Annotated in this window: 15 protein-coding genes; 5 read left to right on the forward strand and 10 right to left on the reverse strand. The window is 46.6% G+C overall.

The window, feature by feature from the left end; genetic code table 11:
• Positions 1 to 165 precede the first annotated feature (165 nt).
• Positions 166 to 2019: a DUF4127 family protein gene (locus BUA17_RS17335; protein ID WP_072734391.1), complete on the reverse strand. Its 1854-nt coding sequence runs from the start codon at positions 2017 to 2019 to the stop codon at positions 166 to 168.
• Positions 2020 to 2372: 353 nt separating this feature from the next.
• Here BUA17_RS17335 and BUA17_RS17340 point away from each other — a divergent pair, with 353 nt between their 5' ends.
• Positions 2373 to 2855, forward strand: a complete 483-nt coding sequence (locus BUA17_RS17340) for a hypothetical protein (protein ID WP_063564555.1) — start codon at positions 2373 to 2375, stop codon at positions 2853 to 2855.
• A gap of 55 nt (positions 2856 to 2910) precedes the next feature.
• Here BUA17_RS17340 and BUA17_RS17345 read toward each other — a convergent pair whose 3' ends face one another.
• The 7 genes from BUA17_RS17345 to BUA17_RS17375 all read right to left on the reverse strand — a co-directional run bounded on the left by BUA17_RS17345 (position 2911) and on the right by BUA17_RS17375 (position 8876).
• Entirely contained in the window at positions 2911 to 4035 is a 1125-nt protein-coding gene (locus tag BUA17_RS17345) for a hypothetical protein (protein WP_244552176.1), read from the reverse strand.
• Entirely contained in the window at positions 4010 to 4645 is a 636-nt protein-coding gene (locus BUA17_RS17350; RefSeq protein ID WP_072734392.1) for a VOC family protein, read from the reverse strand. Before BUA17_RS17350 ends, BUA17_RS17345 begins: the two co-directional genes overlap by 26 nt.
• Positions 4642 to 5112, reverse strand: coding sequence for a VOC family protein (locus tag BUA17_RS17355; RefSeq protein WP_072734393.1), 471 nt, complete (start codon positions 5110 to 5112; stop codon positions 4642 to 4644). The genes BUA17_RS17350 and BUA17_RS17355 overlap by 4 nt, the downstream gene beginning before the upstream one ends.
• A gap of 19 nt (positions 5113 to 5131) precedes the next feature.
• Positions 5132 to 5707, reverse strand: coding sequence for an NADPH-dependent FMN reductase (locus tag BUA17_RS17360; protein ID WP_063564558.1), 576 nt, complete (start codon positions 5705 to 5707; stop codon positions 5132 to 5134).
• Positions 5708 to 5887: 180 nt separating this feature from the next.
• A complete protein-coding gene (locus tag BUA17_RS17365; RefSeq protein ID WP_063564559.1) occupies positions 5888 to 6610 on the reverse strand; it encodes a response regulator in 723 nt (240 codons plus the stop codon).
• A gap of 17 nt (positions 6611 to 6627) precedes the next feature.
• The gene (locus BUA17_RS17370; RefSeq protein WP_072734394.1) at positions 6628 to 8298 is read right to left on the reverse strand and encodes a GAF domain-containing sensor histidine kinase; all 1671 of its coding nucleotides are present in this window, start codon (positions 8296 to 8298) and stop codon (positions 6628 to 6630) included.
• A gap of 95 nt (positions 8299 to 8393) precedes the next feature.
• Positions 8394 to 8876, reverse strand: a complete 483-nt coding sequence (locus BUA17_RS17375; RefSeq protein WP_053783401.1) for an ArpU family phage packaging/lysis transcriptional regulator — start codon at positions 8874 to 8876, stop codon at positions 8394 to 8396.
• A 791-nt stretch (positions 8877 to 9667) separates the two neighbouring features.
• On the opposite strand from BUA17_RS17375, the gene BUA17_RS17380 reads away from it, so the two are divergent.
• The 3 genes from BUA17_RS17380 to BUA17_RS17390 all read left to right on the forward strand — a co-directional run bounded on the left by BUA17_RS17380 (position 9668) and on the right by BUA17_RS17390 (position 12540).
• Positions 9668 to 10114 carry a helix-turn-helix domain-containing protein gene (locus tag BUA17_RS17380; protein ID WP_072734395.1) on the forward strand — a complete coding sequence of 149 codons (447 nt, stop codon included), beginning with the start codon at positions 9668 to 9670 and terminating at the stop codon, positions 10112 to 10114.
• A 42-nt stretch (positions 10115 to 10156) separates the two neighbouring features.
• Entirely contained in the window at positions 10157 to 10573 is a 417-nt protein-coding gene (locus tag BUA17_RS17385; protein WP_072734396.1) for an ImmA/IrrE family metallo-endopeptidase, read from the forward strand.
• Positions 10574 to 10755: 182 nt separating this feature from the next.
• A complete protein-coding gene (locus tag BUA17_RS17390; protein WP_072734397.1) occupies positions 10756 to 12540 on the forward strand; it encodes a 5'-nucleotidase C-terminal domain-containing protein in 1785 nt (594 codons plus the stop codon).
• Between the two features lie 584 nt (positions 12541 to 13124).
• Here BUA17_RS17390 and BUA17_RS17395 read toward each other — a convergent pair.
• The gene (locus BUA17_RS17395) at positions 13125 to 14894 is read right to left on the reverse strand and encodes a proline--tRNA ligase (protein WP_072734398.1); all 1770 of its coding nucleotides are present in this window, start codon (positions 14892 to 14894) and stop codon (positions 13125 to 13127) included.
• A gap of 530 nt (positions 14895 to 15424) precedes the next feature.
• Here BUA17_RS17395 and BUA17_RS17400 point away from each other — a divergent pair.
• Positions 15425 to 16096 carry a 3'-5' exonuclease gene (locus tag BUA17_RS17400; protein WP_063564564.1) on the forward strand — a complete coding sequence of 224 codons (672 nt, stop codon included), beginning with the start codon at positions 15425 to 15427 and terminating at the stop codon, positions 16094 to 16096.
• 54 nt (positions 16097 to 16150) lie between these two features.
• On the opposite strand, the gene BUA17_RS17405 is transcribed toward BUA17_RS17400, so the two are convergent.
• Positions 16151 to 17116, reverse strand: a complete 966-nt coding sequence (locus BUA17_RS17405; RefSeq protein ID WP_072734399.1) for a helix-turn-helix transcriptional regulator — start codon at positions 17114 to 17116, stop codon at positions 16151 to 16153.
• Between the last annotated feature and the right edge of the window lie 156 nt (positions 17117 to 17272).

Below are 17272 nucleotides of genomic sequence, written 5' to 3' on the forward strand. Positions count from 1 at the left end.
TTCTTTATTAATTTAAACAAAAGAAATGAATTAATTCCTAAATATCTGATCATATCTTACAAAAGATAACATCCTATCTTTCTAAACGATGGACTGACCAATGCGGAGTATATTTATGAGACTCGCCACATTTCACTTCCTAAAACACAAATAAAAAAAAATAGATTATTTCAGCGTAACTTTCGGATTCAACGTGATTTCAAACGCACGTCCCCAGATGAAATCGGGGTTCGTATATTCCAGCAGCGCGCTGCAATACTCCGCATAAGCTGCTTCGCCATTACAGATTTGTTTGATCGCTACGTTCCCTTGGGCAAAAGCTGGTTTTCCTGCCAACGTTGCTGTATGGGTCTGCATCAGATCTCTGAGTAAAGTCTGCAGATGAGTGTAATCCTCTTCAGAGTTGAAGAGTGCCATGTTCTGATCTGCAAGGGTTGCCACATTGGTATACAGCGCATGCGCTCTGGAATACGTGCGGATATCTGCAATCGCTACTGCTTTATAGTAGTAATCTTTCAGGAAACGTTTGAACAACAATGAACCATGTGCATTCATGGCATCTCGCAACGTATGGGCATGTGTTTCGGTTGTAATCAGAGCATAACGGGATTGTCCCATACCCACAGCCATACCGATTTTGTTCCCCGGCGTATTCCATGCACTGTAACCCAGAACCCGACCCGCATACGGGCTGTTCAGGAGCGCTTCGGCTACATCGACGTTGGCTGGACCTTTTCCTACAAAATCAATCAACACCGAAGGCAGCCCCTTCTCACTATTACTCGTCAATTGCGCCACTGCCGCCTGCACCTGATCCAGCGCCGTAATAGCAATAATCTCAATGTCCACCGATTTATTACCCGGTTTGCCTGGATGACGGTTCGTCATGCGATCCAGCTCAGACGCCATGTCAAACGAAGAAGCTTCATCGACAGATGTAGCATTCGTTAATTCATTTCCATTTTCCACATCGGAAGTTGTATCCGTTACCACATCAGATTTTGGATAAGCGGAATCCGCTAGAACCACACCACCTACAATATCCACATGCCGTACCACATTCTCATGCAAATTCATATATTCGTAGGCATTGATAATCGTGGAACCATGAGGGCCAAAATATTTCACTGCATAACGCGTCTTCTTCCCACCACGAAGCAATTGGTTAGCCATGCGTGCCACCAGAGCGTGCCCCAGGCCATCGGCATCTGGAAGGATAATCGCCCGATCGGGATTTTGTCCATCCGTCCCACCGAGCCATTCATTGATCCTCGCTTCCACATAATTGATCTCGTTAATCTGAACGCCTTGCGTATTCGCATCGTCGACTCCTACGCCGAGGAAGTCAATATATCCTTTGCGAGCAAGCTTATCCAGAATGTACAGGTTCGTTTTGAATTTATGTTGTCTGGTGTTGTAGTACTGCTCTTTATTAAAATACGTCGTTTCCCCATATTCCGTAGACTCTGCAGAAAGGTTGTACCCGTTCACAATATCCTCGAATGCCGTAAAGGACTGGCGCGGCTGCTGCATCAGTGCACGTGATTCGTTGTAAGCATCCAATGCGAGACCATCTGCAAATGAGGTGGTGGCGAGTCGCATAATGGTATCCATCACAAACACCGGTTTGCGTGGATATTTTCCTTTAATCGCTTTGATCACATCGAGCAAACGGGTTGTGTCCTGATCATAATCAGGATATGTGCCCCCTCCATCTTCACGAAGCTGACGACTGCCAATCAGACCACCATAAGCCAGCATATCCGAAGAGATGATGAAGCCATCCACTTTAGCGGCATTTTTCAAAATGAAATCATGAATATTGGACGGTTTCCCATACGTAGGCGTAGACGTTCCAAGCAATGTGGTGCCTTCTACCGTTTTCTCGGAATCCAGACGATTTTGAATGTCACCCAGGTGCGGTGTAATGATATGGATACCGGCTGCTTTTCCTTGTACAACGACGTCATCCAGATTCGCTGGACGATCATCCAGTGGAACATACAATACTGTTTTCATATCCTAAGTCCTCCTGTTAGATATATTCAGTCTTTCTTTAGTACCCGATCAGAGCAAGTGTGCAATCACCGCATAAAAAAACCGGCCCCTGGCCGGTCTGTACATTAGCGTATGTGCTTATCGGGATATGTCACTTGCTACTGATCCGATAATACAATCTTACATGTTTAAATCGGTCGCGCTGACGGTTGTCCGTATGGATTACGTCTATTTGTTGTCGCAATCATGGCGGTTAAACGTCGGTTTCTTGCAGAGATTTCCTCCAGATAACCCAACAAATCCATTCCTGATGCTGTTTATATGATAATAAGCAGCCTTTCAAACCTTATTTACGATAAAGGATGGATACGATCATGAAAAAAAAGCTCTGGTTCTATCTGTGGATCGCTATTACCAGTTACATGGCTGGCCCCGTTATGTACGCTTTGACAATGTACACCTTTTATCAGGAAACAGATATTCTAACTACTTCACTCATTGGATGGACCGCTGCAACATTCTCATCCGTTGGTATCCTGTTTATCCTGGTCACAGTCATTCTGCTTCGAGTGCTGCACATCTATTATTTCTGGCTGCAAACCCTGCTATTTGAGTTACTTTTCCTTCTGCTCGTCTATATGACCACTGTTCTTCTTGGGGCTGGCAATACAGGTCTGCCCTCGCTGTCCTTTCCATTTACGCCTGAAGGCATTCCCTTATGGATGTTCTGGGGAAGTATTGCACTTATGAGTTCCTGGGGAATATGGACAGCGCGTCAGCCCATACGAAAATCACCATACATGCTGGCATCCAGAGTCATTTTGATCCTGTTTATCCTTGAAATTTGGTCTCGTTAAAAAGATAAAAAGAAGCACAGCCATCTCAGGCTGTGCTCTCTTAAACGTATTTTGCTCACGCGATAATATAGCGGAAGTTTTCCCAGCTTTCCGGAACTGAATTTCCGTTTCTTGCATGATGGTAGAAGCTGAATGGAAATTTGAACACATGACCTCCATGCCAATCGCGGGAACGTCTGTCGGTGAGCCAGTATTCCAGTTCATGTGGAAGTGCAACAGAGCGTTCTGCACGAATCAATGGCAGACGATCAACTGGAGATTGAAGCGTTGGCATCTCCTGTTCGGCATCCACATCCCGGCTCAGTCGCAGCGCCTTGACCATCCTGAGAAAAGGCGGAATGCCTTTATGGAACAAAGCAGGGTAATCCAGTTCAAATAATATATTAAGCGCGTGCCCGTAGGTTAGCATGTGGCCGATCAGATCATGATGTGCTTCTGCCTGATAGATGGTACGAAATGCGCCAAGCTCATCCAGAATCAGCCGGGACAATTGTTCCGGGCGTTCTATATCAGGGAATCCGTCTGCCTCACTCAACTTCAAGCTGCGAATTTCTTTCACAGTTGTGTTTACCCAGGATCTACCTGGAATGGTTCGTTCAAAAGAATCAATAAGTTCAACCATCTGATCCATGTCCTGCTCCGTGCCCCAACCATCCAGTTCACGAATGGCTTTCAGACTAAGGGCACCATAGATGGCCTGATGACCCACCCAGTGCAGCTCTCCGATGGTTCGATCCAGCGCTGCTGTAATACGCGCTTCGGCCTCTTCCCTTGGCAAAACATCTCCATTCCGGGAGTTCAAGCCATCATTCAACCCGTGCTGGCGAAGCATGGCTTTCGCTTCAGCCGTAACACTGCCCGCCGCAAGGGCAGTGAGACGATTTTCCCTCACCCAAAAGTAAGCCGCAATAGCTCCCGCCCCATAATGGGCGTGCCACAAATCTCCTGTACGCTCCCGACTGGACACAATAACAGCCAGCCCTTCTTCCAACAAACGTCGATCCAACATGCCACCACCCTTCATCGATGCGAACCCTGATACACACACGACCAGCAACAGTTTTTTTAGCAAAACACTCTTTTTAAAGCGTTTACTTCTATAAGATGATTCAAATGGTGCACATATGACCGTTTTGCCTGCTGTTCCGCGCATTTTAGCCGATTCGAAGTCTCCCAACATCACGTATGGACACTTCCAGCGGATAGATGTTTGCTTTTTGCTCCGAAAAGAACCAGGTTCGCTCCTTTCTCACCACAATAAACAAACCGTTCACATCCCCTATAGGGGCAAAGGTATCGCTAATCGCTCTCCATCGTTTCAACCCCATCTGCTCAAGTTCATCTACCGCAGAAAGCACATCTTCCGTGACAAGTCCCACCTCACACACCTGCAGCAGATCCTTCTCCGAAAAGGGGCGGTCACTCTCGTTATGAACGGAATGATGAGCAATCAGCTCCAGAATGTTACCGACAGGATCTTCGAAATAGAGCGAATTCGAGTTCCAATTCGTTGAATAGGTCTCATCCTCACCTTCATGCCTACTTAGACGGACACGTGCCGCTGCCCATGCTTTGGCCTCCTGAAAACGATTCGTTGGAATCATCCAGGCGAAGTGGTAAAACGGATTCTGATCTGCTTCACTTCGCATGAATATCATTTTCGTTAAACCAATCTGTAGCGTGAAGGCATGCTCGGACTCTTCAGCCATGTTCAAACCCAGTGTGTTGATATAAAAGTGCTTAATGTCTTCCAATCGTGCTGTATATAATTTGACCTCTTCAAAAATCATGCTGTGTCCCCCTTCACCCGACCGTGCATCTTCTCCCACTCACTCCATGGCACCATGCCAAGTTCCGGCTTCGCTTCATCCGGGAGCATCGATATGAATTCCAGGGAATGACCATCCGGATCGGTAAAATACACGGACACAGCCGGCATCCATCCAAATACATATAACTCGCCAATATCATCATCCTGAAAGTTATGCGTATTAATTCCTTTATCCTCCAGGTAAGTGACAGCTTGCTTCATGTCCTCCAACGATACCTGAAAAGCAAAATGCTGCCGCTGCACCTCGGAAGGGTCCTTTTGCCACAGTCCGAGCATCGCGTTGCCTTCACCGCCAATCCAGTAAAAGGAGTTCCCACGTTCCTTCTGCCCATAAGCATGCTGCAATCCAACGATCTGTTCATAAAAATGATGGGATCTCTCCAGATCCGTTACATTCAGATGAGTCTCAAATATGCCTTTAATCATGATGAAAACCTCTTTTCTCTTAACTCTCAGATGGTTTCCGTACTGCAGTTAACGTCTCGGCAAGGTGCAAAAATGAACCAATCACGCGTTTGATCCGATCCTCAATATCCTGACTGCCTTCAAATTCTTCGTATCCGTCAAACGTTGCTTCAAATCTTCTGCGCTGTGCACCACCAATGGAAATCCACTCCTGCGCGTTAATACCATGCAAATTGCGAATAATCACCTGCAGCTGCAAAAGCGAGCTTACGCCCACCGCACCTCCTGCTGAGCTGATGGACAATACCGGTTTACCACTGAAATGAGCCTGACTCAGGTGATCCAATGCATTTTTGAGTACACCGCTGATGCTGCCATGATACTCTGGCGTAGACAGAATAATGGCATCTGCGGCGAGCATACGTGTGTTCAGGTCAGACAGATTCTGATCTTCATTCTGTTTTTCATCCGGTGCGTAGAATGGGAGCGGTGTCTGATATAAATCGAACAAGCTGGCTTCATGCCTCTGACCGCTGATTACCTCCACTGCATATTCCCCTAAACGTGTACTGGTTGCATTTTTCCGATTACTGCCTGCCAAAATGATAATATTCATCTATGTCACTCTCCTTCGATTTTATAAAAACATTCTTTCTCTTCGATTCAACTTTCTCTACTCTCATCTTACCTTGCTTCTACCTCGGAATCGTCGGCAGATAGACTTAACTTGCAGCACAAAAAAACTCAACCTTTGGGTTGAGTTTCTACAACTTTAGTCTGAGAATAGGAAGATGGATCAGACGACCCAACCATTTCTTACGGCATGAAGCGCAGCTTGCGTGCGGTCTGCCAATCCCAATTTGTCCAACAGATGACTGACATGGGTTTTCACCGTTTTCTCGGTAATGATTAGTTTGATGGCGATCTCTTTATTACTCAATCCTTGTGCAATCAGCCCCAGAACCTCTCGTTCCCGGCGAGTAAGCATGTCCGGTCTATGAGAAGTTTCTTTTCCCAGCCCTATCCGCTCTTGCTCTGGAAGCCGAGTAGACGAATGGGGATTTGCACGCTCATGCGCTTCATTCATCGACAGTTCAGACGATGCCATCACATGCATTAATTGTCCTGCTGCTGCAGGATGAAGCTCTACCTGACCTGCATGCACATTACGAATGGCAACGGCAAGATCCTCTGGCTCAATATCTTTTAGCAGATATCCCTTCACTCCTGCGCGTACGGCCGGTACGACATGATCCTGATCGGAAAAGGACGTAAGTACGATGATACGGATTCCAGGCAAGATCGAACGAAGCCTTCTCGCCGTCTCGATCCCGTCAAGCACGGGCATATGCAGATCCATTAATACCACATCCGGATGCAGTTGTTCTGCTTGTTCCAGTGCTTCCTGTCCATTCGAGGCTTCTCCGACGACTTCCATATCTGGCTGAGTGGACAAAAAAACGTGCAACCCGCGCCTCACCATTGCATGATCGTCCGCGAGTAAAATCGTAATCGGCATGTCTTCTCCCCCCTGATTTATACAGATTCGGACGGAAGTGGAATGACGACCGTTACCGATGTTCCCTTTCGGGATGAACTCACAAGTTCAAGTCTGCCGCCCAGTGACTGGGCCCGTTCCCTCATGATGGACAGACCAAGTGAACTGGCAGGCAAAGCCTCACGCTTTTTGGCCCCCCCTTTTCCTCGATCTGTAACGATTAATATCGCTTCCTGATCGCTTAGCTGGAGGGATATCTCAGCAGAAGGGACTCCCGCATGTTTACGCACATTATTGAGTGCTTCCTGTCCAATACGCCATAAGCCTTCCTCAATACTTTGAGGCAAGGAGCGCATACCCGTCCGATGTACAACGACCTGCAATCCCTGTCCTGTACCATATTCCTGCAATGCACTGAGCAGACCAGACTCCAAACCCGCCGGACGAAGCTGCATAATCAAGGCACGCATTTCCTTTAATGCTTCCTGCGACAAGGAACGTATATCCTTCATCGCTTCCGCAGCCGGATGCAGCTGTAGTGATCCGGCTAACATGCTCTCTGCCCCTTTGGCTGTGAGAGACAGGGAGAACAAAATTTGGTTCACCGAATCATGCAAATCCCGAGCCAAACGGTTTCGTTCCTCCAGTCGGGTCAATTCCCGCCGTTTGTATACTAGTCTCAGACTCTCCCACGAGGCTGTAATATGTTCAGCGAGTGCATCGAAAACCTCACGATCTGCCTGAAGGAAGCCATTGGCCGAGCCCAATCCAACCACCAGTACTGCCGTTTCGCCAGGAGAACTTAATGGGATGGGAGCAGCCAAGCCTGAAGCCAAAACAGACTTAGGGAGCCCGGTATTGCAGATAGCAGAAACATCTTGGATTTCCGTTGCCGACAATACCATAGCCCGATGAGAATCAATCACACGATGCATGCGAGTCTGCAACTCTGGAGAGAGTCCAGATATTGTCATCATTTCGGACCTGCCATGAGCATAAGCCGCCTGTACCATAAAACTTCCGTTTTTCTGGGATAACAGTGCGGCAAAAGGCCAATCGTAATGATACCCAAGCAGCTTTACAACCATCTTGGCCATATCGTCTCCACTGCTGCAATCGTTGACCGTCACGCCCAGCGATCGGCTGAACTCCCCCAGCCTGACATACAGATCCGCTCGCCTTTGCTCTGCGCTATATAATCGCATCCGCTCCATTGCACTGCCTATCTGATAAGCTACAGCCTGCAAAAGCGCCAGCTCACTATCACTGAAATGCTCTTTCCCTGGTGCAGCAACATTCAGCAGTCCCAGCATCTTTTCCCCCGAGCGGAGCGGAACCGTTGCATGATGGGTGATGTCATGGGTATCTCCCCATTGATGATCGACGGCATCCTCTAGGCGTTTGCAATTAATAATATTGACGGCATTATCCAATCTCCCGTCCCGGAAGCGATTCACGCACCAGCAAGACCCACAGCGCATCGGCTCCTTGTCATGATGCAGCAGAGCAGGAGGCAAACTGTAATCAGCAATACAGGAGTACTCTCCCTGATTATTGATCAGGAATACCCAGCCCGTAGTCAATCCCGTCAGTTCCAACAATTTACCGAGTACCGTATCCAGCATCAGATTCAGGTCGTTGGATGTGTTGAGCGTTTCCGCGATCGTCTTCAGTGTGTACATCTCCTGCATTCCGGCTTGTTCCGTCATGCGGATTCCTCTCCTTTGACTGATCCTTAATATTGTTTTCAATTATTGTATACAATCAGCGAAGGATATAAAAGGATGAACTTCTTGCTTCACCTCTAGCCCAGCTTCTGTCGCTCTTTGCGAGATGCAGATAAAGGCTCCATATTAATCAGACCACGATCCGACAGAGCCAGCGCCATTTTATAGAAAGCACGTGTCCGAATCTTCGTATACGTATCCTTGCTGACAGGCGGGTCAAACACATGGTTATACACTTTATAGTCAAATACATCGTCATCCTTCAGATAACGTTCGCTGACAAGTACACGTTCCTTCTCGCTCAGTCGAGATACCACAAAATCAATCGTATCGCAGTACGCCTGACGTGCGCGCTGTACATCCACATTATAGATTGCCGTTCTGGCAGTGGAATCCCCGGTCACATTCGTTGCACCATGGAAACGCTCAGCGTAACTCGCCGTCACCATCACCTCTCGTTCTTCAAAAGCAATCGTTTTATAAATCCGGTATTTTTCCAGCGCGGCTTCAACAGCAGTCTGTGTTTTGCGTCGGTCCAATTCGGGCAGCATCAGTTCCATATTCATTCTCCTCCTTAAAGGGTCAGTTAAACTCGCATTCATCTCATCTTTGGTATTTTGTATTATTCGGTTCCAGTCGCTTACGGGTACAATAGTTAGACGAATAGAAGCTTTTCGATCTACCTATTGCTAATTTGAATCGCTTTTGGGATTAATACAAAATACTCCTTTTATTAGAGTTATCCAGTTCTCTCAAATAGTAACGGCATTCTTCAAGTTTTTTCTGTTGCCTTTTGGAATCAGTTAAAGTCAGGTATGAAGCAGGAATAATTCATTTTCCTCATCATCCAACTTGTCTCAACTTTACATTTTGTTCGTATTTTGTTCGTATTTCTATTTGAGGATACCACTTTCTGGGGATCGGCGTAAACCTTCATTTTGGGTCGTTTTAACTATAAAATAAAACCCGCGCTCTCATTTCCTTTACCTTTTGGCATAATTGTTTCATATCCCTTTACCTAATGGTATATATACGATATAGTACAGATAATTAAAGATCCTCGTATAAGTCATTTGACTTTTATAAAGAAGCTACTCCGTTTTGGACGATGGGCTAGAAGTATGGTCACGCGCATACGCAGTGAAGGAGACGGAATCGATTCTGAAGAAGCGAAGCGTTCGCCTTTATCCCCGGATTTCTCCCTTTAGAAAGTGAAATAGGAAATCCGGGGATAACAGCGATCAAAAGAACGATCCGAATCCGGAACGGGCATAGAACGCACATCTATCTCCCTCATCCAACTAGCTTCTTTATAATTCAAGCACTTGTACGAATCAAAGGAGTGGAATGAATGGTGGAGCACGCTTTTGGTCCTTATCTGAAACAACTGCGCGAGCAACAGGGATACAGTATCAATCAGCTCGCCGAAGCAGCAGGAATCAGCAACTCGCAAATTTCACGCATTGAGAATGGGGTTCGTGGAGTTCCCAAGCCTGCTACCATCCGCAAAATCTCGGACGCACTCTCGGTTCCCTACGCGGATATGATGAAACAGGCCGGCTATCTGGAAACCGGAAATACAGCAAGTGAGCTCCATGACGCTCCAGAATGGGCAACTTATAAGGACCGTCGGGACTTTAAAAAGATGCTCGAGGACGAGGATGATCTGATGTTTGACGGCATCCCGCTGGATGATGAGGATAAGAAACGAATTAAGGATGTCCTGACAGGTCTGTTCTGGGAAGCCAAACAGATGAACAAACGAAAAAAAACGAACGATCCGGACGAGCGCCCATGAAGCATTTCAAGCTGAACAAACTAAAGCAGCAGGTGAGATGATATGGATGACATTGTAACAAAGCTGATTCGAAAACACCGGACAAACTGCCCTTTCAGCATTGCCAGAGCCATTGGAATACAGATCCGGTTCACCAATCTGGGCAAGTCCACCAAAGGACTGTATTTCCGAAAGCTCCGTCGCAGATTTATCGTCATTCACAATGATTTACCGCCGGAATGGCAGCGTTTTGTGTGTGCCCATGAACTTGGACATGACCGATTGCACAAAGGCATAAACCGGTTCTTTCTGGAGGAACACTCCTATTTTGCCCCAGGCAAGCTGGAAAGACAGGCCAATCGTTTTGCCATACAGCTTCTAACTTCAGGGGTGATGCCAGAGCCGGATGAATCACTGGAGAAATTTTGTTTGCGTACTGGACTGCCACGTGAAGTGCAGCATTTTTTTAAGCCTTTTTAAGAACATACGTTCCTCACAAGTGAAGTTCTCTCTTAATCTTCCACTATGAAAATCAGATGTCACTTTCAGGTTACCTATTTTTACGTGAATCACGAGATTTCCTAATAGTAGTCTGGTAAAATACAACATGAGTTGTGCAAACGCTCAGGTAGATTATTATTTTGGGGAGGTTACTGATTCATATGAAAATCTGGAAGACTTATGTTTCACTTGTGCTAACGCTCTGTCTGCTGCTTGGCAGTGTGGGCATTGCCGCTGCTGCAACGGATACCACTCCGGGCACAGGTAAGCACATTACTATTCTACATACGAATGACACACACGCACGCGCAGTTGAGTCCTCACCTGCGATGGGTTTCGCCAAAGTTGCTGGAATCGCGGACAAATACCGTAGCGAAAACCCAAATACCCTTCTGCTGGATGCCGGAGATGCAGTGCATGGTACAACCTTTGCTACACTCGTTAACGGTGAGAGCATTGTCAAAGTAATGAATGAAATCGGTTATCAAGCGATTGTACCGGGTAACCACGAATTCAACTACGGTTCCGAGCGCCTCATCGAACTTGCGGATATGATGAACTTCCCCATGCTCAGTGCCAATGTGAAAAAGAAAGACGGAACTCGTCTCTTCGATCCTTACCTCATTAAAGAAGTAGACGGCGTGAAGATCGGTATCATTGCGCTGACTACACCGGAAACGATGTATAAAACGAATCCGAAAAATGTGGAAGGTCTTGATATTACAGACCCAACTGCAGAAGCCAAAGTTCTCGTGAACGAAATTCGCAGCAAAGTAGATGTTGTTGTTGTATTGGGACACCTTGGACAAGACGCGTCCAGCACCGATACTAGCTTCAAAGTTGTAAAAGAAGTGCCTGGCATTGATGTATTCATCGACGGTCATAGCCATACGGTTCTGCAAGATGGACTTGTATCGGATAACGGAACACTGATCGCCAGCGCTGGAGAGTATACAAACTTTGTAGGCGTGATCGACCTGTGGGTTGACGGCGGCAAAGTAACGAAAAAACAAGCAACACTGATTGATGAAACGGAAGCAAAAGACATCAAACCGAATGAGAAAGTTGCCGCATTGGTGAACTCCATTCTGAAAGAACAAGAACCCATTTTGAAAGAAGAAGTAGCCAATACAGCGATTCTGCTGGACGGCAAACGTGAACAAGTACGCGCAGGTGAAACGAACCTGGGTGATCTGCTGGCAGATGCCATCCGTGACATCAGCAAAGCCGATATCGCACTCACAAACGGTGGCGGTATTCGTTCTTCCATTGAAAAAGGTATCGTAACTAAAGGGGATATCATTACTGTCCTTCCTTTTGGTAATCAGGTTGTAACGCTTGAAGTAAAAGGCTCCGATGTACTCGCAGCCCTTGAAAACGGTGTAGGATCTTATCCAGAACCAAGTGGCGGATTCCCACAAGTATCCGGCATGACATTCAGCATTGATTCTTCCGCTGCAAAAGGCAGCCGTGTACACTCCGTCATGATCGGAGATAAAGCCCTTGATCCAAAAGCAACGTACACAATGGCTACGAATGATTTCACTGCTGTTGGTGGTGACGAGTACACGATGTTTGCAAAATATACAACGTCCGGCATGTACGGTGCTATGGATGAAGCGTTGATCGAATACATGCAAAAACTGGGCGCTGTAGAAATCAAAACAGACGGTCGAATCAAGGAAGCAAAGGCTCCTGCGGTTGAACCGGAAGCTCCAGTAACGGAAACACCAGCTCCAACTACACCAAAACCAGAAACACCGTCGAAACCGACGCCAAGTAAACCAGCTCCAGCCAAAGTGCATGTTGTAAAATCCGGAGATTCCCTGTATTCCATCTCCAAACAATACGGTACCACTTGGCAAGCTCTGCAAAAGCTGAATAAGATCAAAAATCCACACTGGATTTATCCAGGCCAACAATTGAAACTGCCTGCAGCCTCTTAAGTTCTGAGAAGAGCAGATAGTTGTACCAATTAAAATTCAAAGAAAGGGTGTCCCTCAAGCCATAACTGGCTGATGGACACCCTTTTTTATTTTACAAATTACATCACTCAGTAGTTAACCTACCGAGTTGCACATCCATGTTTACATGAATATAGCTTTGCTGCAAAAATAAATCTCCAAAGCCACTTTAAGAAATCACTTCATCCCATGCCCTCTACCATGGACTATAGAAGATATCTCCAAAATTGCCACTCTCATGCGGTTATTTCACATTCAAACGATATATTTCTCGTTCCATGATTTGCGTATTTGCACATGCATAGATTCCTGACATGATTCGCCAGAAGCTCTTATGGACAAACCGACTGTATACAGAATACAATTTTTCAAATTCTAGTAATTTGGTATGACAATACGCAAATAGTGTTGCATACTTATATGACTATAGCCCTCTTTTTAACGCTTTAATCCGTTACATAACCACAAACATCTCTTACCGCATAATATCTGGACCTATTATACATCGCTCTATTATATAGAGACACGTAGCATGGTTTTCATAAGGATTTTTTTTTAATTCTGGACTATAGTTGTTCCTTCACCTGACTTACAGCCTCTTGTGCCGTCATACTGATTCGTTTGGATTCGCCTTGTGCTGCAAGAACATGCGATCCAAATTCCACCTGTCCCTCTGCCGCACCTCGGCCAATAACAATCTGGACAGGCAATCCGATCAATTCCGAATCCTTGAACTTCACCCCTGGCCGTTCATCCCGATCATCGATCAGTACACTGTATCCGGCATCTACTAGTTGTTGTTCCAGTTCCAACGTGAGTTCGCGTTGCTGTTCGTCCTTCCAGCTCATTGGGATCAGATGTACATGATAAGGCGCAATGGCTGCTGGCCAACGGATACCATCTTCTCCGGCGTATTGTTCCGCAATAGCGGCCATCAGACGAGACACACCGATACCGTAACAACCCATTACAGGTGCGCACTGTCGTCCATTGCGATCCAGGAAGGATGCTCCCATGGCGTCACTGTACTTGGTTCCCAGTTTGAAGATATGCCCGACTTCTATTCCTTTTGTGAATACAAGCGATTCTCCACAGGTTGGGCAGCCGTCACCTTCAGCAGCAAAACGGATTCGATCTACTTTGTCCAAAGCAAAATCTTTACCCGGACGTACATTCGAATAGTGTACATCAACTTCATTCGCTCCTGTAATGGCATATTCCATTGCAGCTACATCCGCATCTACTACAATCGGCAGATCCAGTCCAATAGGACCCAGGAAACCTACAGTTAAATTCGGATGACTTGCAAGGGCAGTTTCATCAGCCAGAATTAGCTCTTCTGCACCCAATACCTGCTTCAGCGCGATATCATTCACTTCATGATCCCCACGAACAAGCGCAGCGACCAGTTGACCATCAGCCTGATAAAGCAATGTTTTGATCATATGCTGGGCATCCTTGCCCACAAAGGCGCTTAACTCATTGATCGTACGTACACCTGGCGTTTGGATACGAACCAACGTGTCACCCTCGGTATTCCCATCAGCTTTTTCAACCGTTTTCAGGTCAGCAGAAGCTTCCGCTTGTCCTGGATTCTTAGTAGAAGATTTAGAAGTCTGATACCCCGCCTTCTCCAGATTTGCGGCATATCCACAATGTTTGCAAGTTACGATCGTATCTTCTCCCACATCAGCAAGTGCCATGAATTCGTGGGTCTCCCCCTGACCACCAATAGTGCCTGCATCGGCTTCCACTCGAATATATTCCAGTCCACAACGCTCCAGAATACGCGAATACGCCGTATTCATGGCCTGATAGGTGCGATCCAGCTCTTCCCAATCGGAAGCAAAAGAGTACGCATCCTTCATGATGAACTCCCGTCCCCGCAGTAATCCAAACCTTGGGCGACGTTCATCTCTGAATTTGGTTCCAATCTGATAAAGTGTAAACGGCAGCTTCCGATAAGAATTAACCTCGTCACGAGCCAGTGCAGTCACAACCTCTTCATGGGTTGGACCCAAGGCGAATTCTCGTGCATGGCGATCCTTCAGACGCATCAGCTCAGGGCCATACTGAGTATATCTTCCGGATTCTTCCCATAACTCAGCAGGCTGCATGATTGGCAGCAATACTTCCTGACATCCTGCACGGTCCATTTCTTCCCGAACGATTCGTTCGACATTCAGCAAGATACGACGCCCCAAGGGCAGATAACTGTATATCCCTGCTGCGAGTTGGCGAATCATACCCGAGCGCAATAACCAGCGATGCCCTGCTGCATCTGCCTCTGCTGGTGCTTCACGTAATGTTGGAACAAGCATTTCACTTTGACGCATCTTGTCACACCCCTTATTCTTCTAATCGATATTGTAAATCTGGTTATAAACAGCAAAAAAACACATCCGTCAAGGGACGAATGTGTCGTGGTACCACCCTTATTTAACTGCACTTTGCCGGCTGACCTGACTTCAAATCATCAGGTCATTTGCCATAAACCGGTTCTACGTTTGCAACCGATGCAAAACGTGAACGCGCAGTCCTTCAAGGCATAACGGGCCCATCCGGCGAAGGTTACAGGCCGTTCGGGCCTTCTCCTCCGCAGCTCGCGAGGTAGGAATAACGAAACAGCAACAGAAACCTTGCACTAAGCGGTTTCCTCTCTGTAGAAGCTGGCTAACGTAATTATGTCCTCGTTGATCGCTGTTATCATTTTTGATCACCATAGTGTATTTACAAGAAGTTGTCAACCACACTGTTGCCAGCTTTACGTTAAAATGAATTGCTGGGCGATGGCTGACATGGCTGTGCGTTCCCTGTAATATAGAGAAATAGAAACCATGTATTAATTGATAAAGGAGTTTGTCCTATGCCATATATTATTTACGATCTTGAATTCACGGTAAGTCGCAATACACGTTACTCTTCTGAAATTATAGATATCGGTGCCGTCAAAGTAACGGAAGGTGAGAACGGCCTGTTCGTGTCGGATACGTTCCACACTTATGTTCGTCCATCCAATAAGTCGGTGCTATCCGCCGATACAATTCAGTTTACGGGTATTACGCAGAAAGACATCGACGCAGCCCCTCTTTTTCCCGAAGCACTGAATCAATTTATTGCATGGATGGGAAGTGAATCCTATTACATGTGCTCCTGGGGACCGGATGACCGCACCAAACTGATCTCTCATTGTCGCACTCATCAGCTCGATGTAGCCTGGATCACCAACCACAATGATCTTCAGCAGCAATGGTCGCGAACTGTGCGTAAGGAAGGAAAATTCCGTCAGCTTGGACTCGCTCAGGCTCTGGAACTTTGTGGTATTGAATTCGATGGCACTCAGCACCGCGCTTTGGATGATGCGATTAATACAGCCAAAGTATTCATGCATCAATTTGATCAATTCAAACTGGAAACCAATTGCGCCGCAGATGATGAGGGCATCACATCCAAAGTGGTCTATTCCAGCAGTGTAGAAGATGACGAGAAAGATTCCCCTTTTGGTAACCTTGCACACCTGTTCAAGACCAAAGAGTAATTGCATACAACGCATGTTGAACAAAGGCAGACCAGCCATGATCTGCACTGACGTTCAGTTGTAGATCTCTCTCCAACGTTCCAGACGTTCCTTCATCAAAAGACGGTAGCTCTGAGGCTCCAGAATTTCGGCATCGGGTCCATATTGAGACAACCAGGTTAGAAACCCTTGTTCATCACTCAGTATGGCCTCAAATAACAGCGTACCCTCCGGTTCGATCGTCAAGATGGGGCGTGCAAAAAACTGCTCCTGCATGACACGCTCCACGGCGTGCGGCGAGAATCTGATCTTGAATGCAGTCCACTCCGTACTGCCGCTAAGTTCCTGTGGCGTGCGGAAGTGAGATTGTAAAAGGTAATCATCTTTGCGGAACGTGCGTGGCAAAATCCGAACCCTGTGCAAACGATTCACTTGAAATATTCTCAGTCTTTCTGACAGGTGACAATATGCCAACAGATCAAATCGGTATTCACGAGGAATAAGACAGTAGGGATCCATTCGCGCAATCCCCTTTTTACCTTGAAACAGATATTCTCCTTCAATAGTGTTCTGGGAAATTCCGGCCTGAAGCAAGGTCACCAGGGAATGATTCAGAAGTTCAGTACTTTCATTTTGCCAAGCAGATGTACCCACTTTGAACAACCCGCTAATTTGCTCAGACCATTCCACTCGCTCTGTTTTGTTTTTCTGACTCGAAGCAACCACTTTCTCATACGCGCTCTCAAAAGCAGGCTTCAGCAACGGACGAATATTCTCCATGACTTCTGCCAGGTGCATAAAGGCTTGAGCTTCTTCATCAGACCAATTCAGCGGATACATGGCAAAATGGCTGATAAACATGTATCCTCTCCCGTGTCCCATATTGGCGATGGGGATATGCATTGCACTGAGGGCCTCCATGTCGCGGTATATCGTCCTTTCCGTTGTTTCGCACCGCTCGGCAAGCTCACGGGCCAGAACACCCGGTTTGGCCTGCACAAGAGTTATAATGCGCATTAATCGGATCAGTCGGTCTGTCATTTTGCCGGACCCTCCACGATGTTGTTTCAATAAATTCGATACAACTCCATCCATTTTTTTATTATTATGTTGTTTAGTACATTCGACTTATTCCTTGACTTCACCTTCAAAAAATTATGTAGAAACATTCCTTTCCGCCCCATCTTCCCTAGTTCT

It is taken from the genome of Paenibacillus sp. ov031 (assembly GCF_900143165.1).
Taxonomy (GTDB): domain Bacteria; phylum Bacillota; class Bacilli; order Paenibacillales; family Paenibacillaceae; genus Paenibacillus; species Paenibacillus marchantiae.